The organism is Tenacibaculum todarodis (genome assembly GCF_001889045.1).
Lineage (GTDB): Bacteria > Bacteroidota > Bacteroidia > Flavobacteriales > Flavobacteriaceae > Polaribacter > Polaribacter todarodis.
In genome coordinates, this window is record NZ_CP018155.1 from 2,144,648 (window position 1) to 2,168,635 (window position 23,988).

Consider the following 23,988-nt stretch of genomic DNA (forward strand, 5'->3'; position numbering starts at 1 on the left):
TATACAAACTACATATTACAAAACACCCATTGGTACAGCAAAAATTGTTGGAGATGAAGATGGAATTCAATCTATTTCTGTAATTGATGACGCTTCGGCTACGCTCAGCGATCAAAAGGAAATTCCTGAGAATTTAAAAAATTGTATAACTCAACTCGACGAATATTTTGCAGGAAAAAGAACAGAATTCGATTTAAAATTAAATCCGCAAGGAACAGATTTTCAGCAAAGAGTTTGGGAAGAGTTACCAAAAATCTCTTACGGAAAAGTAAGAACCTATTTAGAGCAAAGCAAACAGCTAGGCGATATAAAAGCAATTAGAGCAGTTGCTACAGCAAATGGTAAAAACCCAATTTGGATTGTAATTCCGTGTCATAGAGTAATTGGCTCTGACGGTTCTTTGACAGGCTACGCTGGCGGAATATGGCGTAAAAAATGGTTATTAGAACATGAAGGTTTCTTAAAACAACAGTCGCTTTTCTAACAAGTATAAAAAGGATTATAAATTAGGTCTCGACTTTCGAGTAAACTAAATTTGTAATAACTTCGTTACTACATTATGATCAAAAAACTCTTTTTTGTTTTTTTATTTTTCTTCGGATTTTTTGCCCAAGCGCAAAAAATATCGAAAGAGTTTAGGTCAAAAATAATAAACATACAAAAAGATACAATTCAGTTAGATTCCATAAGTATAAACCCAGCAAATTTTAAGGTTTTTACTTCGGATAAAAAACAGCTTTCAACTTCAGAATTTCAAATAGATTTTTCAAAAGCACAATTAATAATCAACAGTAAGAAATACAATGATATTTTAGTTGAATATTATCGATATCCTGAATTTATTACCAAAACCTACACACCTTTCGACAAGAAATTAATTGTACCAAATACCAATAATGATGGACAATTATATAGTTTAACTACCAACAAAAACAAGAAGGATATTAAATTGTTTGACGGTTTAAATACACAAGGTTTTATTGCTCGTGGAATAACGGTTGGTAACAACCAAAATGCTGTTACAAACTCGTCTTTAGATTTAAATATCTCTGGAAAGTTATCTGATAAAGTTGGTATTAGAGCCAATATTTTTGATACTAATATTCCGCTACAACAAAATGGATATTCGCAAAATGTTACAGATTTTGACAGAATTTTTATAGAAATGTTCAGTGAAAATTGGCGAGTAAAAGCTGGTGATGTTTCTCTAAAAAATGATAATTCGTATTTTTTAAATTTCGAAAAACAAGTTGCAGGTGTAGAAGTTGAAGCAAATTTAAGTGATAGAACAACCGTTTCTGCTTCTGGAGCAGTAGTTCGAGGTCGTTTTTCTGCTTTTAATCTTGTAGGAATTGAAGGAAACCAAGGTCCATATAAATTATTGGGACCAAATAATGAACCTGCAATTGTAATTGTTTCTGGTAGCGACAAGGTTTTTGTAAACGGAATTCAATTAAACAGAGGTGAAACTAAAGATTATGTAATTGATTACAACATTGCAGAAATTCGTTTTAATACAAGATATCCAATAACAAATGACATGAGAATTCGTGTAGAATTTCAGTATTCTGATAGAAATTACACACGATTTATAACTTATGAAAAAGCGGAATATAAAAGCGATAATTTCTCAATTTCGGGTCATTTTTACAATGAAAATGATGCTAAAAATCAACCTTTACAGCAAAGTTTAACCGACGATCAAAAACAAATTTTAGCCAACGCTGGTAACGATACTTCGTTAATGATTTCTGAAAGTGCATTTTTGGATGAATATTCACCAAATAGAATTCAGTATAAAAAAACAATTGTTGGTGCTGTAGAAACTTTTGAACATTCTACAGATGAAAATGACGAATTATACACAGTAACTTTCACTAATGTTGGTACAAATCAAGGAGATTATGTTATTGAGAATACGATTGCTATAGGAACTATTTTCCGCTACGCGGGAAATAACGCAGGTAATTACAACCCAATTGTTAAATTGATTGCACCAACAAGTTTACAGATTTTTGACATAAACGCAAGTTACAATCCAACAGAAAAAACCACTATAAATGCCGAATTAGCATATAGTAATAACGATTCCAATCTATTTTCTTCCATAAATGATAGCGAAAACAAACGCTTTGCTACTAAAATTAATTGGCAACAGGTTTTAATTGATAAAAAATGGCAATTAAAAAGTGATGTTGATTATAAATATATTCAAGATAATTTTACAACAGTACAGCGTTTTCAAAATGTGGAATTTAACCGAGATTGGAATTTGGTAAATCCAATTGGAAATCAACATCAAATTGGTGCAAAATTTATCCTTCAAAACAAAAAAAATGATTTTGTTTCTTATGGATTTCATCATTTAAATTTTGCTGATAATTTTAATGGAAGTAAGCATGAAATCAACTCAAAATTACAATTCAATACAACCACTTTTTCTACAGACGGAAGCTTACTAAACAACACTTCACTAGTTGATAAAGACAATTTCTTCAGATTAAAATCTACTATAGAACATAGTTTTGGAAAACCTTGGGCTGGAGCATTTATTAATTTTGAAACCAACGAACGAAAAGATAAAAATACAGATGAATTTAGCAATTTAAGTCATCAATTTAAAGAATATGAAACCTATGTTGGCGTTGGAGATTCTGCGAAGATTTTCGCAAAATTCGGATTTAATTATCGAACCAACGATAGCGTAAAAAACAATAGTTTTACCCAAATAAATAATAGAAAAACGTTTTATATAGACAGTAAAATTATTCAGAATAAAACAACAAACTTATCTATGTATGCAAATTATAGATTGACGGAAAATGCGTTTGCTGAAAACGAAAAATCCTTGAATTCAAAAATAGTTTATAATCAGCAATTTTTTAATAATTTCTTGAATTTAGGAACTACTTATGAAACCTCATCTGGAAACATCGCAAGACAAGATTATGTGTATGTAAAAACAGAACCAGGGCAAGGTTTTTACACCTGGATTGATTACAATAACGACGGAATTCAGCAGTTTGAAGAATTTGAAATTGCGCAATTTCAAGACCAAGCAGATTACTTGCGAATTGCCTTGCCAAACTTACGTTATGTGCCAACGCAACGTGCAAAATGGAAACAATCAATTAGTATAAATCCGGCTGGTTGGGCAAACAAAACTGGAGTTAAAAAGACACTTTCTCACTTTTATAATCAAACTTATTTATTAATTGATAACGAACAACAACGCGTTGGAGATTCTTTTAATTTAAATCCGTTTGATTTGGACGAAGACAAACTACTAGCCTTGGCTTTCAATTTTAGAAACAGTGTCTATTTTAATAGAAATTTGCAGAATTACAGTTTAACGTATACATACGGAAAATCAAGAAACAAACAGCAATATAGTGTTGGAAATCAGGAAAACAACACATTTATTCATCAATTGGAATTACAACATAAGTTATCTAAATTTTGGGTGTTAGATTTTAAAACAGCTACTTCAGAAAACAAATTAGAAACTGAAAATTTTGCCAATAGAAATTATACAATTTCGAGTAAAGAAATTACTCCAAAATTCACTTTTCTCTATAATAAAGATCATCGATTTTCAGTCTTTTATGAATATGTAAAAAAGGAAAACGGTATTGAGAATTTTGAACAATTAAACCAACAGCAGTTTGGAGCTTCTTACTTTTTTATCAGTAAGAAAAGAAATCAGATTAGTGCAGATGTAACCATGTTTTTAAACGATTTTACTGGAAATGCTAATTCTCCTGTTGGTTATCAAATGTTAGAAGGTTTACAAATTGGTAGAAATTATACTTGGAATATGTTGTTTAACCAGAAATTAAACTCTTACCTAAATCTAAATTTAAATTATTTGGGTAGAAAAAGCGAAAACTCTAAAACCATTCATACAGGATTGGTACAGTTAAAAGCTATTTTTTAAGTATGTTTGTGGTATTATAATTGATACAATAAAAATTAAGATATTCATTTTAAAAATTATATATGAAAAAATTATTGATAGTAATAACAATGTTTATTAGTTCATTTTCTCAAGCGCAACAAGAAATTAGTGTAGATTTAGGAGATGCTTTGGCAATGAAAACTTTGGAATTAACGTATGAATATTACATAAATCCACAATCTTCAATTGGTGTTTCTGCTTTATTTAATTTTGAAGGAAGAACTTCAGATTTTAGATATAATGAAGATAGAATGATTACACCTTTTTTCCGTCATTACTTTACAAATAACCAAAACTGGAATTATTTTGGGGAAGTTTTCTTGGGTGTAAATACTGGTGAAGATGAAGTTGAAATTGATGGTGTAAAAAGTTACGAAGACTATACAGATGGTGCTTTAGGCGTCTCAATAGGTTCTAAATATGTGTCTAGTGGTGGTTTTGTTGTTGCTATACATGGTGGAATTGGAAGAAACATGTTTGGATCTGCATCTCCAATTATTGTTCCTAGAGTTGGTGTTAATTTAGGATATAGATTCTAAGTTATTCAACTATTTAAAACAAAAAAACCGAGCAATATGCTCGGTTTTTTCTATTATTACCTTTTAAGATTATTCAACAACCAATGTATATTGAGGCGTTTTGTTAAAAGGACAAAAGTATTTATACGTTCCTTTTTTCAAGATTACTTCTTTAGAAGATTCTTTTTTACCGTGTTTTACCATTTGAGAAACATACGCGTCTTTTATATGGTTTTCTGGTTTAGAACCATCTTTACCGTCTTTAATTAAAACTAATCCAACTTCTGGAGCAGCATTGTTGTTTGAAACCTCAAAAACATAAGTTCCTTCTGAAAGTGTAAGTGATTTTTGTGTAAATTCTCCAGATGTTTGCTCTAAAGAAACTGTTTTTACTGTTTGTGCATTTGTGTTAAATGCAAATCCTAATACAATTACTACTACTGCTATTAATTTTTTCATGATTTTTATTATTTATTGGTTTAAATTATTTGTTATAAAGTTGCTACTTCTAAAGATTGTGCTACTGGAAAATCTACTGCTACATCTGTAGTTTTATGGAAGTAGTTTGTAATTGAAATTTCTCCGATTAAGATAATTGCATCTGCAAGATTTCCTTTTGTATATCCTTGAGCGTATAAATTCTCTACTGTTTCTGGTGTTGCAGCTCCTCTATTTAAAGCTACACTTCTAGAAAAATTAGCTAAGGCATTTAATTTTGTATCAAATGATGCTTTACCTACTCTTAATTCTAAAATTTGATCTTCAGAAAAACCATTCATTTTACCTATTGCTGTGTGTGCAGATAAACAATAAACACATTCGTTTACTTGACTTACTGCTAAATTGATTACTTCTTTTTCTTTTGCTGAGAAGCTTGTTTTACCAGCTCCTATTGCTAAGAAGTTTCCTAAAGCTGTTTCACTATGTGCAAATGCTGCATATAAGTTTGGTACAAAACCTAAACCTTTTTCTAATTGATCAAAAATTGCTTGATTGTTTGCTGATACTTCTTCTCTTTTTGGTACGTTAAATGTGCTCATAATTTCTATTTTTAAATTGTTTTATTATTTATTTTAAACTTGTTTTACTTTTATTCTTTACACTCGCAAAGTTGTTGTTCTGGGTTTTGTTCATCATAAGTTTGGTAACCCCAACAGTTTGGGCATTGTATATTTTCTATTGTTTTCATATTGTTATTGTTTGACACTGCAAAGATGCAACCAATAGCAACCTCAAAAATTGGACAAAAGTTCCTTCTGTTTGGACTAAGTAAAAAAGTTGACAAAAATGCCCGCGTGAAGGATTGAAGTGACATCCTTTTTAATGTCAGTTAGAGTAATTTTCTTGAAGAATGAAAGAAAATTGTATCGAGAACAAATTAAAAAGATATAACGGAAAGCCTGACTTGGTCCTGATTGCTATCAGGATAAAGGCACGCCCAAAAAAAGAAAATTAGAAATACTGAAACTAGTTTTGTACTAGTAATCCTTTTTAAATTGAAGTGGAGATTTTGAGTTTGCTTTAGTAAAAAAGCGCGTAAAATAAGCTGGATCGTTAAAACCAAGTTCAAAAGCTATTTCCTTTACAGATTTATCTGTGTATATAAGTTGACGCTTTGCTTCAAGTAAAATTCGGTTTTTAATAAAGTCTGACGGAGTTTTTGTGCCTAACTTTTGAAAGTGTTTGGTAATAGATTTTGGAGAAACTCCCAATCTATTTGCATACGCAGTTACGGAATGAAGCGTTCTAAAGTTTTGCTCTACCAACAAACTAAAATCTTTAAAAAGACGTGTTTCTGTGTCTTCTTTAATAACATGATTTTCTTTCTTTACACGAACTGCGCAAATAATAAATTGCTTTAAATAAGATTGTAACATGTCATATTGAGCCGTTTCGTTTTGCTGAAACTCTTCAATAAGGCTTTCTAAAATAAAACTAAGCTTTTTGGTATCTTTCTCACAAGGTTTTACAAACGGCGTTTCATAAATATTGTTGAATAGAATTCCGTTGCATGCTACTTCTTTATCGTGTGTTTGTATGCAGTAAAAATCTCGTACAAAAGTAAGTTTATAAGCTGTTTTAATTTGTTCGGAATCTACCGTAAACACTTGTCCAGGCGATAAGAAAAACAACACATTGTCTGTAAATGAGTATTGCTCAAAATCGATATTATAAGTTCCTTGCCCTTCTTTAATCCAGTAAATGGAATAGGCGTTTTGTTGCTCATTATGATCTATTGTACAGGCTTTTTCAAACTGAACTGTACTTACCGAAAAAGTATCTTTATAAGCGTATTTTACAATGTCTTGAACTGCCATTTATTGTTTTTGTGGTTACTTGGTCGTAAAAATAGGTGTTAATATACTGTTTTAGCAAAGTTGCCTTAAAAGATTAAACCTTTTTACAATTATAAGGTCTTAATATAGTATATAAAAATAAACATTTATGAAAACAAGAAAAGTTATATTACTTGCGTCAATAATATCTTTATTTTTTTCTTGTGATAAAGATGAAGAAAAATATGTCTTAATAGAAGAAAATCCGCTTTTAGAATTAAATCTCCCTGAAACTTATTTTAATTACGCAAACATTCTATTACCAGACCACTACACAATCGATGAATTTCCTTCACAATTTAATTTTCCAGCTGTTACGGAATTAGATAATACACCAGCAAATAACCCAATAACAAATGCTGGAGCAACATTAGGTAGAGTACTTTTTTATGACACTAAACTTAGTGGGAACGGAACCGTTTCATGTGCTTCTTGCCATAAAGCTGAACAAGGTTTTTCTGATCCAAACGTACTAAGTATAGGTTTTGAAGGGGAAGAAACACGAAGACATTCTATGGGAATTGTAAATGCTCGCTATAATGCTGGCGGAAAGTTCTTTTGGGATGAACGTGCTGAAACTTTAGAAGAACAAGTTTTAATGCCCTTTCAAGACGAAGTAGAAATGGGTTTAACGCTTCAAGAACTTGTAAGTATTACCAGTAATCAAACATATTATCCTATCTTATTTCAAGATGCTTTTGGAGACCCTACAATTACAAGTGATAGAATTTCAAAAGCTTTGTCTCAGTTTGTTCGAAGTCTTGTAAGCGTTACGTCAAAATATGATTTAGCTAGAGAAGATGTTGATTCTCCAATTACTGATTTCCCAAGTTTTACAAATCAAGAAAATAATGGAAAAAGGCTTTTCTATTTACCACGTCAACTTACAAATGGAGTAAGTGGGAACTGTGTTGGTTGCCATCAAACAGAAGCATTTATAGGTCCTTCACTTACCAATCTAGGTCCTCTTACAACTTTTACAACAACAAATGGTTTAGATGCCACTTCCACTACAGATTTAGGAGTTAATGAGACAACAGGAAATCCAAACGATATTGGAAAGTTTAAAATTCCTTCACTTAAAAACATTGCTATTCGTCCACCTTATATGCATGATGGTAGGTTTGCAACTCTAGAAGAAGTGGTTGAACATTATAGTTCAGGTATTCAAAATCACCAAAACTTAATATCACCCTTGGTAAATAGTAACGGAGAAGTTGGTCAGTTTAACTTTACTCAGCAAGAAAAAGATGCTTTAGTTGCGTTTCTAAAAACATTAACAGATAACCAAATGCTCTCTGATGAAAAATATAGCAATCCATTTGAATAACATGAAACAATTACTTTTTATAACTCTAATCTTTACGTTTTTTAGCTGTGGTAAAGATGAAACAATAATTAACAATACAAACCCTATTGAGAGTTCTCCTAACATACTTTTAATTATTGCAGATGATATGGGAAAAGATGCTACAAATGGGTTTTCTGAAGGAATTATAAAACCGAATACGCCCAACATTGATGCTATAAAAAACACAGGGCTTAGTTTTAATAATTTTTGGGTTTACCCAACCTGTACGCCAACACGATCTTCTATTATTACAGGTAAGTATGGTTATAGAACAGGTGTAAAATGGGTTGGTGATCAATTAGATTTATCTGAAACTATTCTTCAAAAATATATTAACAATAATACCTCTAATACATACGCAACTGCAATTGTAGGGAAATGGCATTTATCTGCCAACAATACAACTATAAATCCAGAAAACTTAGGATTGGATTATTATGCAGGTATTTTTAATGGAGCAGTTAGTAATTATTATAATTGGGAGTTAACTGAAAATATAAATACAACAACGCAAACGGAATATACTACCAAAAAATTAACCGATTTAGGAATAGATTGGATTAAAGAACAAGAAAAACCATGGTTTATGTGGTTAGCATATAATGCACCACATACACCATTTCACGTTCCACCAAATGAAATGCATTCTCAAGGAAATTTACCTGATTACACTAATGGAATTGATGAAACACCTTACTTTATGGCAGCAATAGAAGCTATGGATTTCCAAATTGGTAAAATGATAAATTCGCTAACTGAAGATGAAAAGGAAAATACTATAATCATTTTTATTGGAGATAACGGTACAACTTCAGAAGTTGTTCAGAGTCCTTACACAAGAAATAAAGCAAAAGGAAGTTTATACCAAGGTGGAATAAATACACCAATGTTCATTTCGGGGAAAGGAGTTTCTAGAACAGGAATTGATAATAACTTAATCACAAGTACAGATTTGTTTGCTACTATTGCTGAAATTTCTGGTGTATCTGTTAATGAAATTCACGATAGTAAAAGTTTTAAATCTTTACTATATCAACCATCAACTATTCGTCATTTTCAATATTCAGAAAAAGATGATGGAACAAATAATCTTTGGACTATAAGTAACGGAAACTATAAGTTAATAGAAAAGGCTAATAGCAACAAAGAATTATACAATTTAATTAATGATGCTTACGAACAAAACAATTTATTAAATGGAACACTATCTAATACAGAAACTAATGCTAAAACTGAATTAGAAAATGAATTATTAAATATTCGACAATAAAATAACAACTTATGTTAACTCAAACTTTAAAGATGTTTATTTATTACTAGTTAATTTATTTAAATTCAACACCAAAAAGGTAATAAGTGCTGGTAAAACCCAACCTAAACTATGTTCAGCAAACGGAATAATACTTTTTATACCCGTTAAGCTTTCTCTTGGAATAATAAATCCTAAAAAATCTGGGATACTAAATATAAAGGTTACTAAAACAACCATTTTAAAAACCATTGCTGATGCATATTTTTCTGGAAGTACATTTAATAGAATTAACACAATAGTTATTGGATATAAAAACATTAATGCTGGCACAGCCAACGTAATAATTAAATCTACTTTGTAGCTTCCTACAATAACACCAATTATACAAGCAATTGCAGCAGTAATTATGTATATTTTTTTAGAATTTTTATAAATTCCTTTTATATAATCTGCTGTTCCTGTTACAATACCGACGGCTGTTGTAAAACAAGCTAAAGCAACTAAGACACTTAAAAAAGTGGTTCCGAAATTACCAAGTGTTTGTGAACTTAAACTAGATAAAACTTGGGTTCTAGAAGAGTTTTCTGCAAAAGTTGAAGAAAATAATGATCCGCTTAAAATTAAACCTCCGTAAATTAATAATAAACCTGTTCCTGCAATTAAACCTGCTTTTCTAATCAGTTTTCTTTTGGCATCAAAAGTTGTATGACTACTATAGTTTAAAGAAATAATAATAACCGCACCAACAACAACACCTCCAATTGCATCAAAAGTTTGATAACCTTCTAAAAGTCCATCTATAAAAGGAGTTTTAAATACTGAAGGATTTACTGTTTCTGGTGAAGTAAAAATTGCAACCACAATAATTCCGAGTAGAATTAAAACTATAATTGGCGTTAAAAACTTACCGATTAAACCAATAACTCTTGATCTATTTATTGCAAAAATAAAAACCAACCCAAAATAAACAATACTTGTTAAAAGTGCTGGTGTTTCAAAAAATGGCTGCACAGTCATTTCATGCGTTACCGCCGCCGTTCTTGGAGATGGAATTGCAACAGAAATAATATAAATTAGAAAACAGTAAACTGAACTAAAAATAGGTGACACTTTTTTACCAAAATCATACAACGTTCCTTGTAGTTTTGCATGTGCAAAAATTGCTAAAATAGGAATTGCAACAGCTGTTAAAACAAATCCCAAAACAACAATCCACCAATTTAAACCCGATTTTACACCCAATGTTGGTGGTAAAATTAAGTTTCCAGCTCCAAAAAAGAGTGAGAAAAGCGCAAAACCTGCAATCCAAATTTCTTTCGTTTTATTCATTTTGTAAATTTATCTTTGCCGAAGATAACAGAAAAATGATTTTACAACACAAAGGCATCAATATTTTTTATTCAGACGTTGGAAAAGGAAGCGCTGTGGTTTTATTACATGGTTTTTTAGAAAATACAACAATGTGGAAAGACATAGTTCCTAAACTTACTAAAAGAAATAGAGTAATTACTATAGATTTACTTGGTCATGGACAAACGGATTGTTTGGGTTATGTGCATTCTATGGAGACAATGGCTGAAGCTGTTGAAGCAGTTTTAAAACATTTAAAATTACGTAGAATAACATTAATAGGTCATTCTTTGGGCGGTTATGTTGCATTGGCGTTTGCTGAAAAAAATCAGAAAAAAATTAAAGGTTTGTGTTTAATGAATTCTACCGCGCAAGCGGATGATGAAGAACGAAAAAAACTACGTGCTAGAGCTAATAAAATGGTTCAAAATAGTTTTGAAAGCATGGTTAAAATGTCTGTTGCCAATTTGTTTTCTTCGGAAAATTGGACGCGTTTTTCAAACGAAATAGAATCAACAAAAACGGAAGCATTAAAAACACCAATACAAGGTTATATTGCCACAAATGAAGGCATGAAAGAAAGACCAAATAGAGAAGCTGTTTTATTGAATTCGAGCTATAAAAAGTTGATGATTATTGGTAAAAAAGATCCAGTTTTAAATTATAACTCTTTGATTGAAGAATGCAAAAGAACCAAAACCGAAACAGTTGTTTTTCCTGATGGACACATGAGTCATATTGAAAATAAAGAGGAATTAATTACTACTTTAAAAAGTTTTTTGAAGGATTTTTAATCTTAATTTTTAACTATATTTGATTTCAATTTAAAAAAATGAGAGAAATAAGTTTATTATCTATAATTGGTATTGTCTCTTTTTGTATTTCTCTTTTATTGGCTTTTTTCCTTCTTTCAGTAAAGTCAAAAAATAAAATTAGCAACAAGTTATTTGCTGCTTTTTTAATTTTAAGCGCTATTGATTTAAGTGGTTGGTTTCAATACCTATATCTTCCTGGTTTAAGTAATTTAGGAATGTTAAAAAGCCTGTTTTCTTTTTTTCAGATGCCCGTTTTGTATTTTTATGTGCTATCTGTATGTTATTCCGATTTTAAGTTAAAACCAAAACATTTACTTCATACAATTCCTTTTTTTATTGCTAACATCTTATTAATACCGAGGTTTTATGCTGTAAATCAGGAATTAAAAATAAAGCTATGGGAAGACTATAATAGTATTTGGGAACTTATATATGTGCATATTTCTATTGAATTACAGTTTATTATTTATATCATCTTAATTTTTATACTATTAAATAGGTATAAGAAAATTTATCAGCAAAATTTTTCTGATACAGGTTCCAAAGCATTCGATTGGCTTTTTCAATTTACTCTAGTTTCAGCAATAATACACAGTGTTGTTATTGTAAAAAACTTTTTAAAGTATATTGATAATAGAGAAAATACTTTTGAGTCGGTACAATTACTTGTTAGTATTTTAGGACTTATAGTTATTTGTTGGTATGTTCTAAAAGCATTAAAGTACCCTCAATTATTTAATGCCGTTGATTCTAAAACAGCATTAGTTTCTTCTTCTAAGAACATCTTTAAAAACGAAAATAATAAAGAAATTGAACGATTAACTTCTTACATGAAAACTGAAAAACCATATTTAAATCCTTCTTTATCAATTCGGAATTTGGCAGAAGAACTTAAGATGAATTCTAGAGATGTTTCTGTATTGATTAATCAAAATTTAAATCAGCATTTTTTCGATTTTGTAAATGAATACAGAATAAAAGAAGCAATGGAAATATTAAAAAATCCATCTAAAAGTAAGCATACAGTTTTAGAAATCTTGTATGAAGTCGGTTTTAATTCTAAATCTTCTTTTAATACTGCTTTCAAAAAGCACACTGGAAAAACCCCAACCGAGTTCAGGAAAAGCACTTAAAAACAAATAGTTAACACAAAGTCGAACGTTTATAAAATAAAGTCGAACTCATTTTAAATCTACAAATGAGTTCGACTTTGTGTTTTCGGTCGCATAGCTTTTAATTCTAACGCACTTTTGTATCATCAAACACAAAAACCATAAAAATGAAAACTTCAAAAAGAGTTAAAGCGTTATTAATAGTATTATTTTTTCCTGTAATAATATTTGCACAAAGCATTTCAGGAAAAGTAAAAGATGCTTCAGAAAACATTCCTTTTGCCGATATAATAATTAAGGATGCATTAAATAAGATAATTACTGGAACTTCAACGGATGACAATGGAAGCTTTAATATCGCCTTAAAAAAAGGAAATTATATTGTTACAGTTTCTTTTTTGGGTTATAAAAATTGGTCAAAACAAGTTTTAATTGATACTAATAACTTAAATCTTGGAACAATTGTTTTAGTTGAAAATTCTGAAAACTTAGAAGAAGTTATTGTTAAGTCTAACAAAAGAATTATTGAAAGAAAAGTTGATAGACTTGTTTTTAATGTTGAAAAAAGCATTGTAGCTTCAGCTGGAAATGGTATTGATATTTTAAAAATAGCACCAAGAGTTCAAGTTCAAAATGGTGTGGTTGCAATTCTTGGAAAAGGAACTTCTAGAGTATTAATTAATGGCAGAATTTCTCCATTGGAAGGAGAAGATTTAACTAATTTTTTAAACGGATTAAGTGCAAACGACATTAAAAGTATTGAGATAATTACGAATCCGCCAGCAAAATATGATGCTTCAGGAAATGGAGGTTTAATAAATATTATCTTAAAAAAAGGAATTCAAGACTCTTGGAGAAATTCTACTACATTAGTTTACAATCAAAATAGATACAATTTTGGTACCATTAGAAATAATTTCTATTTAAATAAAAATAAAATTTCACTTTCAGCAAGTGTAAACGCTACAAAAGGAAATTTTGAAAATGCTGAAGGTTTACAAATAAAATATCCAACTAATTTTTGGGATATAAATGTAGATTCTAAAATGAGTAACGACAGTTTTTCCGGAAGAGTTTTATTAGATTATGCTGTTTCAGAAAACACAACAATTGGTATACAATATTTAGGAAATACTAGTAAACCTGGAGGTTATACTACAACAACTTCTACAATTTTAAATAATAATGATACTTTAGACAGAACCCTAGTTAACAAAGGTGATAATGATGTTAAAAACAAAAATAATTCTGTAAATTTTCATGCTATTACCGCCATAGACTCTTTGGGTAAAAGCCTTTCTTTTGATGTTGATTACTTTAGTTTTAGTTCAAAGAACAATAGAGATTTTATAACCGAAGAATTTAATAATACTGGAAATTCTCAAGGAATAAACTCTGCCGCAATAAATCTTTCTAACCAAGAAATTAATAATTTTAGTTCTAAGGTTGATTTTGATTATCCACTAAAAAAAGTAAATCTTTCTTTTGGATTAAAAGCTAGTTTTACCAATACAGTTAGTGATGTTTTATTTTATAACTCAATTTCTGGTTCTCCTGTATTAGATGCATCTAGATCTAATAATTTTACATATAAAGAAGATAATTTTGCCGCTTATGCTTCTGGAAATACTAAGTTAAACGATAAATTAGAAATGCAGTTTGGATTGCGTTTAGAAAATACAAAAACCGAAGGTGTAAATGAAGAAATTAATCAGAAAAACTTAAACGATTACACAAAATTATTTCCAACTTTATATTTTTCGTACGCAAAAAATGAAAATAATAATTTTGGTATCTCTTATGGAAGAAGAATTAATAGACCAAATTTTAGAAATTTAAATCCGTTTAGATATTATATTAATGACAATAGTTATAGTGAAGGAAATCCTTTTTTACAACCAACATTTAGTGATAATTTTGAGTTATCACATTCTTACAAAAGAAAATTTAATACAAGCTTATCTTTAAATATTATTACAGACGGATCTGGAACTGTTTTTACTTCTGATGCAGTAAATCAGACACAAATTGTTACCAGAGAAAATTATTACAAACAATATAATTATGTTTTTACTGAGAGCTTTTCTTATAGTAAAATGTCTTGGTGGCAAAGTCAAAATAGTTTTAATTTATTAGGGTTTTACACAAAATTCACAAAAGACTTTGGAACAAAGCCTAAAAATGGAGTGCAATTATATTTAACATCTAACAATACTTTTTCTTTAGCCGAAAACACAAAACTTCAAGTTAACACTTCATATAGCTCAAAACACAATAGAGGTTTGTTTAGCGTTGGAGAAATGTTTGATTTATCATTTGGATTACAACATAATTTCACAAAAAGTAATATTAAATTATCTTTATTAGCAAATGATGTTTTAAATACTAATAGTTTAAATAATTATGTTTCTGTAGTAGACGGAATTGAACAGATTTACAGGCAAAATGAAAGCTCTAGAAACTTTAGAATTTCACTTTCTTATGATTTTGGGAACAAAAAAATAAATGTAAAAGATAGAAATTTTGGAAATAATGATGAGCGAAATAGAACAAATTAGAAATGCAAAAAGCCATCCGAATAGATGGCTTTTTTTATTCAAAAAATATTTTTTAATCTTCTTTAAAAGAACTCCAACCTTGCGCTTTTAGCTCCATTTCTTGTCCAGAACGAGTAACTAAATTCATTCCTTGGTTTTCTTCCGTAATATGGCCAATAATAGAGAAATTAGGATTTCCTTTTATGTTGTCAAAATCTGCAATAGGAACTGTAAAAAGCAGCTCGTAATCTTCGCCACCACTTAAAGCAACCATGGTAGAATCTATATCAAACTCTTCACAAGCAGAAATAACTTGAGGGTCTAAAGGTAATTTGTCTTCGTAAATCTTACACCCAACTTTACTTTGTGTTGCAATGTGCATAATTTCAGACGAAAGTCCGTCAGAAATATCAATCATCGAAGTTGGTTTTATATTTAATTCTGCTAAAACTCCAGCAACATCTTTACGTGCTTCTGGTTTTAATTGTCTCTCGATTAAATAGGTGTAATTTTCTAAATCTGGTTGATTTTGTGGATCTACCTGAAATACTTGTTTTTCTCTTTCTAAAACCTGTAAACCTAAATATGCTGCTCCTAAATCTCCAGAAACCACAATTAAATCGGTTGGTTTTGCTGTATTTCTATACACAACATCTTCCTTTTTTGCAGTTCCAATTGCAGTAATAGAAAGCAACATTCCTTTTGTAGAAGACGTTGTGTCTCCACCAATTAAATCAACATTATACGTTTCACAAGCTAGTTGAATTCCTGCATATAATTCTTCCAAAGCTTCTAATGGAAAACGGTTAGAAACAGCAATTGAAACTGTAATTTGCTCAGCAGTAGCATTCATTGCATACACATCAGACAAATTAACCATAACGGCTTTGTAACCTAAATGCTTTAACGGCATATAACTTAAATCAAAATGTACGCCTTCAATTAATAAATCTGTAGTAACTAATGTTTCTTTTCCTTCAGAAAAAACAACGGCACAATCATCTCCAATTCCTTTAATTGTCGATTCTTGACTTATTTTAAAATACTGTGTTAAATGCTTAATTAAACCAAACTCTCCAAGTTCAGCTAACGTTGTTTTTTGTTGATTTTTATCTTCTAACATAATTTAAAAATAAATAGTACTACTTTTAGGGTTCAAAAATACTCGTTATGGTTCGATTAATTGCAATATCCATCTTTATTTTCCTTGGAAATACTAAAATTAATGCGCAAGAAATTATAAACATTTCTGAATCTGAAGCAAAATCTGCCGAAAAAAGAGCTCTTTTTAGAGTAAATCCTAACACTTCTAATTACGACATTACGTATCATAAATTAGAATTTACCGTAGATCCAGCGGTAGCAAGTATTTCTGGAAAAGTTACTACAACCTTTACAGCCAAAGAAAATTTAGCTACTGTTGTTTTTGATTTAGATGATAATATGGTTGTCTCAAGTGTTTCTCAAAACGGAAATTCACTTTCATTTTCTCAAAACACAAATGATGAATTGGTAATTACACTTCAAAACACATTAGATTCTAATATAGCTACAAGTGTTTCTATAGAATATAGTGGAAACCCTACAAGCAATGGTTTTGGATCTTTTGAAGTTAGTACACATAATGGAACTCCAGTTCTTTGGACGCTTTCTGAACCTTATGGAGCATTAGGTTGGTGGCCTTGTAAACAAGATTTAAATGATAAAATTGATGAGATAGACGTATATATTACCGCTCCCGAAACTTACACTTCTGTATCTAACGGATTAGAGCAAGGAACTACAACAAGTTCTGGAAATAAAACCACACATTTTAAACATCAATACCCTATTCCAGCTTATTTAATTGCAATTGCCGTTACCAATTACAATACTTATTCTCATCAAGTTTCTCATAATGGAAATAATTTTCCAATAATTAATTATGTGTATCCAGAAAGTCAAACATCTGCACAAACTAGCACTTTAATTACAGTTGATATTATGGAGAATTTTATTGATTTATTTGGTGATTATCCATTTAAAAATGAAAAATATGGACATGCTCAATTTGGCTGGGGAGGAGGAATGGAACACACAACAGTTTCTTTTATGGGAAGTTTTAATAGAGATTTAATTGCCCATGAATTAGCCCATCAATGGTTTGGAAACAAAATTACTTGCGGAAGTTGGAAGGATATTTGGTTAAACGAAGGTTTTGCAACATATTTAACAGGTTTAAGTATTGAAGATTTAGATGGAGAAACTTCTTTTAAAAGTTGGAGAAACTCTAAAATATCTTCTATAACAAGTTTAACCAACGGAGCTGTTTATTTATCTGACAACGATACTCTAAGTGTAAATAGAATTTTTAATAGTAGATTATCTTACAATAAAGGTTCAATGGTGCTCCATATGTTGAGAAAAAAACTAGGAGACACAAACTTTTTCGTAGGAATAAAAAACTATATAAATGACACAAATTTAATCTACAACTACGCAAAAACTCCAGATTTAATAACGCATTTAGAAAGTTCAAGTGGTTTAAATTTAGAAGAATTTTTTAATGATTGGATATATAATCAAGGATATCCAACTTATGCTTTAAACTGGCATCAACCTGCTTTAGATAAAGTTTCAATAACATTAAACCAAAGCCAAAGCCACAATTCTGTCTCCTTTTTTGAAGCCAATGTTCCTGTGCGATTATTTGGGTCAAATGGTGAAATCTTAGATCTTGTTTTAGACAATACTACCAATGGTGAAACTTTTTTAGAAAACGTTTCTTTTATAGTAAGTACTATCGAAATTGATCCTGACTTTCATTTAATTTCAAAAAACAACACTGTTATATTAGGTTTAGATAATCAATTATATGTAGAAAATAATGTTTCTTTTTATCCAAATCCTACTTCTGGTATTCTAAATATTGAAGCAACAAAAGATATCATTATTAAAAGTATAATAGTTAATGATGTTTTAGGAAAGCAAGTTTTTAAAACCTCAAGTGAACAAATAAATTTATCTTTTTTAAATTCTGGAATTTATATTGTTAAAGTCCTAACTAATGCTGGAATTCTTCATAAAAAAATTATTATTAAGTAACTTTTTCTTCAAATTTTAGAAGTATCAATAAAATCAATTTAAACATTGTCTTTGATAATGAAAGTTTGCTGTATTAATGCGACTTATATCGTATATTTGCAATCAATTTAGATTTAATCTATTTAAAATTATGATAAAAGTTTCAGACACAGCAAAAAAGAAAGTCATAGAGTTAATGACTGACGATGGTTTTGACGCATCAAAAGACTTTGTAAGAGTTGGTGTAAAAAGTGGCGGTTGTTCAGGTTTATCGTATGATTTAACGTTTGATAAAACACAACAAGAAAACGACAAACTTTTTGAGGAAAATGATGTAAAAATTGTTGTTGACAAAAAGAGCTTTTTATATTTAGTAGGAACAACCTTAGAATATTCTGGAGGTTTAAACGGAAAAGGTTTTGTATTTAACAACCCAAACGCAAATAGAACTTGTGGTTGTGGAGAAAGTTTTTCTTTGTAGAAAAGTTCAAAATTTAAGGTTTAAAATTTAAAGTTATGGCAACCGTTAAAATGTTTGAAGATTTAGAAATTTGGAAACTTTCTAGAATTCTTTGTAACGACATTAATCAAGTTGCAAATAATACTGAATTAAGAAAAGATTACAGATTGTATAATCAAATTGATGGTTCTTCGGGTTCTGTTATGGATAATATTGCTGAAGGATTTGAAAGAAACGGAAATAAAGAATTTATTCAGTTTTTATCAATAGCAAAGGCGTCTTGTGGAGAAACAAGATCTCAATTATATAGAGTTTTTGATAGAAATTATATAAATGAAAAAGATTTTAATAAGCTAAAAGAACAATCATTAGTTTTAAGTAAAATGATTGGTGGATTTATAAATTATTTAAAGAAAAGTGAATTTAAAGGAAGTAAGTATAAAAGTTAATACGCACAACTTTGAATTTTAAACAATGAACTTTGAATTATGAAGTATACAGAAGAAGATTTAGAACAAGAATTAAAAACCAAAGAATATGAGTATGGTTTTTATACAGATATAGAGAGTGAAACCTTTGCAAAAGGGCTAAATGAAGATGTAGTTCGTGCTATTTCTAAAAAGAAAAACGAACCACAATGGATGACCGATTGGCGTTTAGAAGCATTTAGAGTTTGGGAACAAATGGAAGAGCCAGAGTGGGCAAATGTAAATTATGAAAAACCAAAATTTCAAGACATTGCTTATTATTCTGCTCCAAAACAAAAGCCAAAGTTAAATTCTTTAGACGAAGTTGATCCAGATTTATTAGAAACGTTTAAAAAATTAGGAATCTCTATTGATGAACAAAAGAAACTTGCCAATGTTGCGGTTGATATTGTTGTAGATTCAGTTTCTGTTGCAACAACTTTCAAGAAAACATTAGGTGAAAAAGGTATTATTTTCATGCCTATTTCTGAAGCAATACAAGAACACCCAGAATTGGTTAGAAAATATTTAGGAACCGTTGTACCAACTACAGACAACTTTTATGCAGCATTAAATTCGGCAGTTTTTTCTGATGGATCTTTCTGTTACATTCCAAAAGGAGTAAGATGTCCGATGGAATTATCTACTTATTTTAGAATTAATGAAGGAGGAACAGGTCAGTTTGAAAGAACACTTGTTGTTGCAGACGAAGGAAGTTACGTTTCTTATTTAGAAGGTTGTACTGCGCCGAGTAGAGATGAAAATCAATTACACGCAGCTGTTGTAGAATTAATTGCAATGGATGATGCAGAAATTAAATATTCTACCGTACAAAACTGGTATCCTGGTGATGCAGAAGGTAAAGGTGGAGTTTTCAACTTTGTAACTAAAAGGGGTTTATGTGAAACAAACGCAAAAATTTCTTGGACGCAAGTAGAAACAGGTTCGGCTGTTACTTGGAAATATCCTTCTTGTATCTTAAAAGGAAATAACTCGGTTGGCGAATTTTATTCGATTGCAGTAACTAATCATTTTCAGCAAGCCGATACAGGAACAAAAATGATTCATTTAGGAAAAAACACTAAATCGACCATTATTTCTAAAGGGATTTCGGCAGGAAAATCACAAAACTCATACAGAGGTTTAGTTCAGATAAATTCAAGAGCAGAAAATGCACGTAATTTTTCGCAATGCGATTCTCTTTTAATGGGGAATGAATGTGGAGCACACACGTTTCCGTATATAGAAGCAAAAAACAAATCGGCACAAATAGAACACGAAGCAACTACAAGTAAAATTGGTGAAGACCAACTTTTCTATTGCAACCAACGTGGAATTGATACCGAAAAAGCAATCGCATTAATCGTAAACGGATTTAGTAAAGAGGTTTTAAATAAATTGCCAATGGAATTTGCTGTAGAAGCTCAAAAATTATTGGAAATTAGTTTAGAAGGTTCTGTAGGGTAGCTAAAATTGTCATTCCTGCGAAGGCAGAAATCTCATAATAGAAAGATAAATTAATAATAAGATTCCTGCTTTCGCAGGAATGACAGAAAATATGAAAAAAATAATTTTCTTATTACTTGCAATTAGCATAGTAAGCTGTAAAAAAGCTGAGGAAACAAAGCAAGTTGATGTAAAGTTACATCAATTAGTTGGTGGGTCTATTTTAGTAAAAAAGCTAGAAGTTTTTTCTCAAGACACAACCTATACAGGTCAACAAAAACAATTTACAGATGCTTATTATGTAATTTCTCATCCAAAAGGAAACTTAATGTGGGATGCAGGTTTGCCAGAACAATTAGTAAAACCACAACCTTATGATGAACCAAGTGGAGTTTACAGAGTTCGGAGACCAGATTCTTTAGTTAATCAATTAAAAACTATTGGTTATAAAATTGAAGACTTTAAATACTTTGCAATGTCTCACTCACATTTTGATCATATTGGACACGCAAGTTATATGAAAGATGCAACTTGGATTGTACAAGAAAATGAATACAATGTAACAGTTGGGGATTCTGTAAAAGTGAAAAATCCATCATTAACTGCTTTAACAAACGTTAAAAAAATTAATGGAGATTATGACGTTTTTGGAGACGGAACGGTAGTAATAAAATATATGCCTGGTCATACAATTGGGCATCAAGTATTATATGTAGAAGTTGCTGGATTAGAAAAACCTGTTTTATTAACGGGAGATTTATATCATTTTGAAGAAAACAGAACAACAAAAGGAGTACCGTCTTTTAATTATAATGTTGCACAAACATTAGAAAGTATAGACAAGTTTGAAGCTTTTGCAAAAGAAAAAAATGCTGAAGTTATTATTCAACATTCTCCAATAGCATTTGAAAAATTAGAAAAATTATTAAAAAAATAAACGCTTAAAGCAAAAGCTTAAGGCACATAGCAAATAATCATGTTAAAAATCAACAATTTACACGCCTCAATAGAAGATAAATCAATCTTAAAAGGATTGAATATAGAGGTAAAAGCTGGTGAAGTTCACGCAATAATGGGACCAAATGGTGCTGGTAAAAGTACCTTAGCAAATATTATAGCAGGAAAAGAAGATTACGAAGTTACCAACGGAACTATCGAGTTAAATGGTGAAGATATTAGCGAATTAGCACCAGAAGAAAGAGCGCATAACGGTGTATTTTTATCGTTTCAATATCCTGTAGAAATTCCTGGAGTTTCTGTAACAAACTTTATTAAAACAGCTATTAACGAAACTCGTAAAGCTAAAGGTTTAGAAGACATGCCAGCAAAAGACATGTTAAAAATGATTCGTGAGAAATCTGAATTATTAGAAATAGACCGTAAATTCTTATCTCGTTCTTTAAACGAAGGTTTTTCTGGAGGTGAAAAGAAACGTAACGAAATTTTTCAAATGGCAATGTTAGAGCCAAAATTAGCTATTTTGGATGAAACTGATTCAGGTTTAGATATTGATGCTTTACGTATTGTTGCAAATGGTGTAAATAAATTAAAATCTAAAGACAATGCAGTAGTTGTAATTACACACTATCAACGTTTATTAGATTATATCGTTCCAGATTTTGTACACGTTTTACACGATGGAAAAATAGTAAAAACTGGAGATGCTTCTTTGGCTTTAGAATTAGAAGCAAAAGGATACGATTGGATTAAGAAGGAATTGGTGTAAATAAGTAAGCAGTTTGCAGTTGACAGTTTGCAGTGACTCACTCTAAACTGAAAACTCAAATTTTAAAATATTCTGTCTTTTTTGAAGTGTTTTTAACACATAAAGTTAAATACTGCTAACTGAAGACTGAGTACTGAAAACTGAAAAAATGGAATTAAAAGATAAAATAGTATCGTCTTATGTAGCTTTTGAAAATGATGTAGACATCAATTCAGAAATACATAATATACGTACAAAGGCATTACAAAATTTTGAAGAATTAGGATTTCCTACTAAGAAATTAGAAGCATGGAAATACACTTCTTTAAATTCAGTTTTAAAGAACGATTATAGCATTTTTCCTAACAAGGAAAACACGATTGAATTTGCTGATGTAAAGAAATATTTTATACACGATATTGACACGTATAAAATTATTTTTATTGATGGAAAATATAGCTCTTTCCTTTCTGATGTAACGCACGATGGGAAAGATATTTGCCTACTATCTTCTGCTTTATCAAAAGCAAAATACAGTCCTGTAATTGAAAACTACTTCAATAAAATTGCAAAACAAGACAATTTAACATCGTTAAATACAGCATTTGCAAACGAAGGTGCTTACATCTATATTCCTAAAAATGTAGAGGTAGAAAAGCCGATTCAAATCATCAATTTTACAACAGGTTCTGAAGCTGCAACTATGACTCAGCCAAGAAATTTAATTGTTGTTGAAGAAAACGCTCATGTTCAAATTATTGAAAGAAATCAAAGTTTAACAGACAATGCAGTTTTATCAAATATTGTAACGGAAGTTTTTGCAGCTAAAAATTCTACGGTAGATATTTATAAAATTCAAAACGACAATATAAATGCTTCTTTAGTAGATAATACTTACATAGAGCAAAAAACAAATAGTGTAGTTTCTGTACATACTTTCTCTTTTGGAGGAAATATTACTCGTAATAATTTAAATTTCTATCAGCGTGGAGAACACATGGACTCTATCTTAAAAGGGATTACAATTATTGAAGGGAAACAACACGTAGATCACCACACTTTGGTACATCATATTGAACCAAATTGCGAATCTCATCAAGATTATAAAGGAATTTTTGACGAGCGTTCTACAGGTGTTTTTAACGGTAAAGTAATTGTAAATAAAGAAGCTCAGAAAACAAACGCTTATCAACAAAACAACAATGTGTTGATTAGTGATAAAGCTACAATTAACGCAAAACCGCAATTAGAAATTTTTGCTGATGATGTAAAATGTTCTCACGGTTGTACAATTGGTCAACTAGATGATGATGCTTTATTTTACATGCAACAACGTGGTATTCCGAAGAAAGAAGGAAAAGCATTGTTAATGTATGCTTTTGCAAATACTGTTTTAGAAAGTGTAAAAATACCAGAAGTTAAACAACGTATTAATAAGTTAATAGCAACAAAATTAGGTGTTGATATTGGCTTTGATTTATAATATCTAAAACACTTTTAGTATATTAAAAAACCACGCAAATTGCGTGGTTTTTTACGTCTTGTCATTCCTGCGAAGGCAGGAATCTATTCTTACTTTATTTGGATTCCTGCCTTTGCAGGAATGACAGATAACCTA

Annotated in this window: 20 protein-coding genes; 15 read left to right on the top strand and 5 right to left on the bottom strand. The window is 30.1% G+C overall.

Translation table 11 applies throughout. The annotated features are described in order from the left end of the window. Position 1: 1 nt before the first annotated feature. The 3 genes from LPB136_RS09790 (at position 2) to LPB136_RS09800 (ending at position 4,497) form a co-directional block, all read left to right on the top strand. Positions 2–484, top strand: coding sequence for a methylated-DNA--[protein]-cysteine S-methyltransferase (locus LPB136_RS09790; RefSeq protein ID WP_072556963.1), 483 nt, complete (start codon positions 2–4; stop codon positions 482–484). 75 nt (positions 485–559) lie between these two features. Next, a complete protein-coding gene (locus LPB136_RS09795) occupies positions 560–3,937 on the top strand; it encodes a hypothetical protein (RefSeq protein WP_072556152.1) in 3,378 nt (1,125 codons plus the stop codon). Positions 3,938–3,999: 62 nt separating this feature from the next. Continuing rightward, entirely contained in the window at positions 4,000–4,497 is a 498-nt protein-coding gene (locus LPB136_RS09800) for a DUF3575 domain-containing protein (RefSeq protein ID WP_072556153.1), read from the top strand. A gap of 69 nt (positions 4,498–4,566) precedes the next feature. Here LPB136_RS09800 and LPB136_RS09805 read toward each other — a convergent pair whose 3' ends face one another. The 3 genes from LPB136_RS09805 to LPB136_RS09815 all read right to left on the bottom strand — a co-directional run bounded on the left by LPB136_RS09805 (position 4,567) and on the right by LPB136_RS09815 (position 6,794). After that, positions 4,567–4,935 (bottom strand): cupredoxin domain-containing protein, encoded by a 369-nt coding sequence (locus tag LPB136_RS09805; protein ID WP_072556154.1) that lies wholly within the window; start codon positions 4,933–4,935, stop codon positions 4,567–4,569. Positions 4,936–4,967: 32 nt separating this feature from the next. Continuing rightward, the gene (locus LPB136_RS09810) at positions 4,968–5,516 is read right to left on the bottom strand and encodes a carboxymuconolactone decarboxylase family protein (RefSeq protein ID WP_072556155.1); all 549 of its coding nucleotides are present in this window, start codon (positions 5,514–5,516) and stop codon (positions 4,968–4,970) included. 438 nt (positions 5,517–5,954) lie between these two features. Next, positions 5,955–6,794, bottom strand: coding sequence for a helix-turn-helix domain-containing protein (locus LPB136_RS09815; RefSeq protein ID WP_072556156.1), 840 nt, complete (start codon positions 6,792–6,794; stop codon positions 5,955–5,957). Positions 6,795–6,921: 127 nt separating this feature from the next. Between LPB136_RS09815 and LPB136_RS09820 the strand changes: the two genes are divergently transcribed. Next, complete coding sequence (locus tag LPB136_RS09820) at positions 6,922–8,142, top strand: cytochrome-c peroxidase (protein ID WP_072556157.1); 1,221 nt, start codon at positions 6,922–6,924, stop codon at positions 8,140–8,142. Then, positions 8,114–9,433, top strand: a complete 1,320-nt coding sequence (locus tag LPB136_RS09825) for a sulfatase-like hydrolase/transferase (RefSeq protein WP_237267376.1) — start codon at positions 8,114–8,116, stop codon at positions 9,431–9,433. Before LPB136_RS09820 ends, LPB136_RS09825 begins: the two co-directional genes overlap by 29 nt. A 36-nt stretch (positions 9,434–9,469) precedes the next feature. On the opposite strand, the gene brnQ is transcribed toward LPB136_RS09825, so the two are convergent. Next, the gene (gene brnQ, locus LPB136_RS09830; RefSeq protein ID WP_072556158.1) at positions 9,470–10,744 is read right to left on the bottom strand and encodes a branched-chain amino acid transport system II carrier protein; all 1,275 of its coding nucleotides are present in this window, start codon (positions 10,742–10,744) and stop codon (positions 9,470–9,472) included. Positions 10,745–10,779: 35 nt separating this feature from the next. Between brnQ and LPB136_RS09835 the strand changes: the two genes are divergently transcribed. The 3 genes from LPB136_RS09835 to LPB136_RS09845 all read left to right on the top strand — a co-directional run bounded on the left by LPB136_RS09835 (position 10,780) and on the right by LPB136_RS09845 (position 15,250). Continuing rightward, entirely contained in the window at positions 10,780–11,559 is a 780-nt protein-coding gene (locus LPB136_RS09835) for an alpha/beta fold hydrolase (RefSeq protein WP_072556159.1), read from the top strand. Positions 11,560–11,597: 38 nt separating this feature from the next. After that, on the top strand, positions 11,598–12,713 hold the full coding sequence (locus LPB136_RS09840; protein ID WP_072556160.1) for a helix-turn-helix domain-containing protein: 1,116 nt from the start codon (positions 11,598–11,600) through the stop codon (positions 12,711–12,713). Positions 12,714–12,859: 146 nt separating this feature from the next. After that, the gene (locus LPB136_RS09845; RefSeq protein ID WP_072556161.1) at positions 12,860–15,250 is read left to right on the top strand and encodes a TonB-dependent receptor; all 2,391 of its coding nucleotides are present in this window, start codon (positions 12,860–12,862) and stop codon (positions 15,248–15,250) included. 52 nt (positions 15,251–15,302) lie between these two features. On the opposite strand, the gene thiL is transcribed toward LPB136_RS09845, so the two are convergent. After that, entirely contained in the window at positions 15,303–16,352 is a 1,050-nt protein-coding gene (gene thiL, locus LPB136_RS09850) for a thiamine-phosphate kinase (RefSeq protein ID WP_072556162.1), read from the bottom strand. Between the two features lie 47 nt (positions 16,353–16,399). Between thiL and LPB136_RS09855 the strand changes: the two genes are divergently transcribed. The 7 genes from LPB136_RS09855 (at position 16,400) to sufD (ending at position 23,853) form a co-directional block, all read left to right on the top strand. Beyond that, the gene (locus tag LPB136_RS09855; RefSeq protein WP_072556163.1) at positions 16,400–18,313 is read left to right on the top strand and encodes a M1 family metallopeptidase; all 1,914 of its coding nucleotides are present in this window, start codon (positions 16,400–16,402) and stop codon (positions 18,311–18,313) included. A 130-nt stretch (positions 18,314–18,443) separates the two neighbouring features. After that, entirely contained in the window at positions 18,444–18,773 is a 330-nt protein-coding gene (locus LPB136_RS09860) for a HesB/IscA family protein (RefSeq protein ID WP_072556164.1), read from the top strand. A 35-nt stretch (positions 18,774–18,808) separates the two neighbouring features. After that, on the top strand, positions 18,809–19,201 hold the full coding sequence (locus LPB136_RS09865) for a four helix bundle protein (RefSeq protein ID WP_072556165.1): 393 nt from the start codon (positions 18,809–18,811) through the stop codon (positions 19,199–19,201). 39 nt (positions 19,202–19,240) lie between these two features. After that, the gene (gene sufB / locus LPB136_RS09870; RefSeq protein ID WP_072556166.1) at positions 19,241–20,686 is read left to right on the top strand and encodes a Fe-S cluster assembly protein SufB; all 1,446 of its coding nucleotides are present in this window, start codon (positions 19,241–19,243) and stop codon (positions 20,684–20,686) included. 91 nt (positions 20,687–20,777) lie between these two features. Further along, positions 20,778–21,602, top strand: coding sequence for an N-acyl homoserine lactonase family protein (locus LPB136_RS09875; RefSeq protein WP_072556965.1), 825 nt, complete (start codon positions 20,778–20,780; stop codon positions 21,600–21,602). Positions 21,603–21,641: 39 nt separating this feature from the next. Next, positions 21,642–22,391, top strand: a complete 750-nt coding sequence (gene sufC, locus LPB136_RS09880; protein WP_072556167.1) for a Fe-S cluster assembly ATPase SufC — start codon at positions 21,642–21,644, stop codon at positions 22,389–22,391. A gap of 148 nt (positions 22,392–22,539) precedes the next feature. Further along, positions 22,540–23,853: a Fe-S cluster assembly protein SufD gene (gene sufD, locus LPB136_RS09885; protein WP_072556168.1), complete on the top strand. Its 1,314-nt coding sequence runs from the start codon at positions 22,540–22,542 to the stop codon at positions 23,851–23,853. Positions 23,854–23,988 lie beyond the last annotated feature (135 nt).

Excerpts from the sequence above, each read along its gene's own strand:
- LPB136_RS09795 (WP_072556152.1), top strand. The coding sequence starts at position 560 with ATGATCAAAAAACTCTTTTTTGTTTTTTTATTTTTCTTCGGATTTTTT.
- LPB136_RS09800 (WP_072556153.1), top strand. The coding sequence starts at position 4,000 with ATGAAAAAATTATTGATAGTAATAACAATGTTTATTAGTTCATTTTCT.
- LPB136_RS09805 (WP_072556154.1), bottom strand. The coding sequence starts at position 4,935 with ATGAAAAAATTAATAGCAGTAGTAGTAATTGTATTAGGATTTGCATTT.
- LPB136_RS09810 (WP_072556155.1), bottom strand. The coding sequence starts at position 5,516 with ATGAGCACATTTAACGTACCAAAAAGAGAAGAAGTATCAGCAAACAAT.
- LPB136_RS09815 (WP_072556156.1), bottom strand. The coding sequence starts at position 6,794 with ATGGCAGTTCAAGACATTGTAAAATACGCTTATAAAGATACTTTTTCG.
- LPB136_RS09820 (WP_072556157.1), top strand. The coding sequence starts at position 6,922 with ATGAAAACAAGAAAAGTTATATTACTTGCGTCAATAATATCTTTATTT.
- LPB136_RS09825 (WP_237267376.1), top strand. The coding sequence starts at position 8,114 with ATGAAAAATATAGCAATCCATTTGAATAACATGAAACAATTACTTTTT.
- brnQ (WP_072556158.1), bottom strand. The coding sequence starts at position 10,744 with ATGAATAAAACGAAAGAAATTTGGATTGCAGGTTTTGCGCTTTTCTCA.
- LPB136_RS09835 (WP_072556159.1), top strand. The coding sequence starts at position 10,780 with ATGATTTTACAACACAAAGGCATCAATATTTTTTATTCAGACGTTGGA.
- LPB136_RS09840 (WP_072556160.1), top strand. The coding sequence starts at position 11,598 with ATGAGAGAAATAAGTTTATTATCTATAATTGGTATTGTCTCTTTTTGT.
- LPB136_RS09845 (WP_072556161.1), top strand. The coding sequence starts at position 12,860 with ATGAAAACTTCAAAAAGAGTTAAAGCGTTATTAATAGTATTATTTTTT.
- thiL (WP_072556162.1), bottom strand. The coding sequence starts at position 16,352 with ATGTTAGAAGATAAAAATCAACAAAAAACAACGTTAGCTGAACTTGGA.
- LPB136_RS09855 (WP_072556163.1), top strand. The coding sequence starts at position 16,400 with ATGGTTCGATTAATTGCAATATCCATCTTTATTTTCCTTGGAAATACT.
- LPB136_RS09860 (WP_072556164.1), top strand. The coding sequence starts at position 18,444 with ATGATAAAAGTTTCAGACACAGCAAAAAAGAAAGTCATAGAGTTAATG.
- LPB136_RS09865 (WP_072556165.1), top strand. The coding sequence starts at position 18,809 with ATGGCAACCGTTAAAATGTTTGAAGATTTAGAAATTTGGAAACTTTCT.
- sufB (WP_072556166.1), top strand. The coding sequence starts at position 19,241 with ATGAAGTATACAGAAGAAGATTTAGAACAAGAATTAAAAACCAAAGAA.
- LPB136_RS09875 (WP_072556965.1), top strand. The coding sequence starts at position 20,778 with ATGAAAAAAATAATTTTCTTATTACTTGCAATTAGCATAGTAAGCTGT.
- sufC (WP_072556167.1), top strand. The coding sequence starts at position 21,642 with ATGTTAAAAATCAACAATTTACACGCCTCAATAGAAGATAAATCAATC.
- sufD (WP_072556168.1), top strand. The coding sequence starts at position 22,540 with ATGGAATTAAAAGATAAAATAGTATCGTCTTATGTAGCTTTTGAAAAT.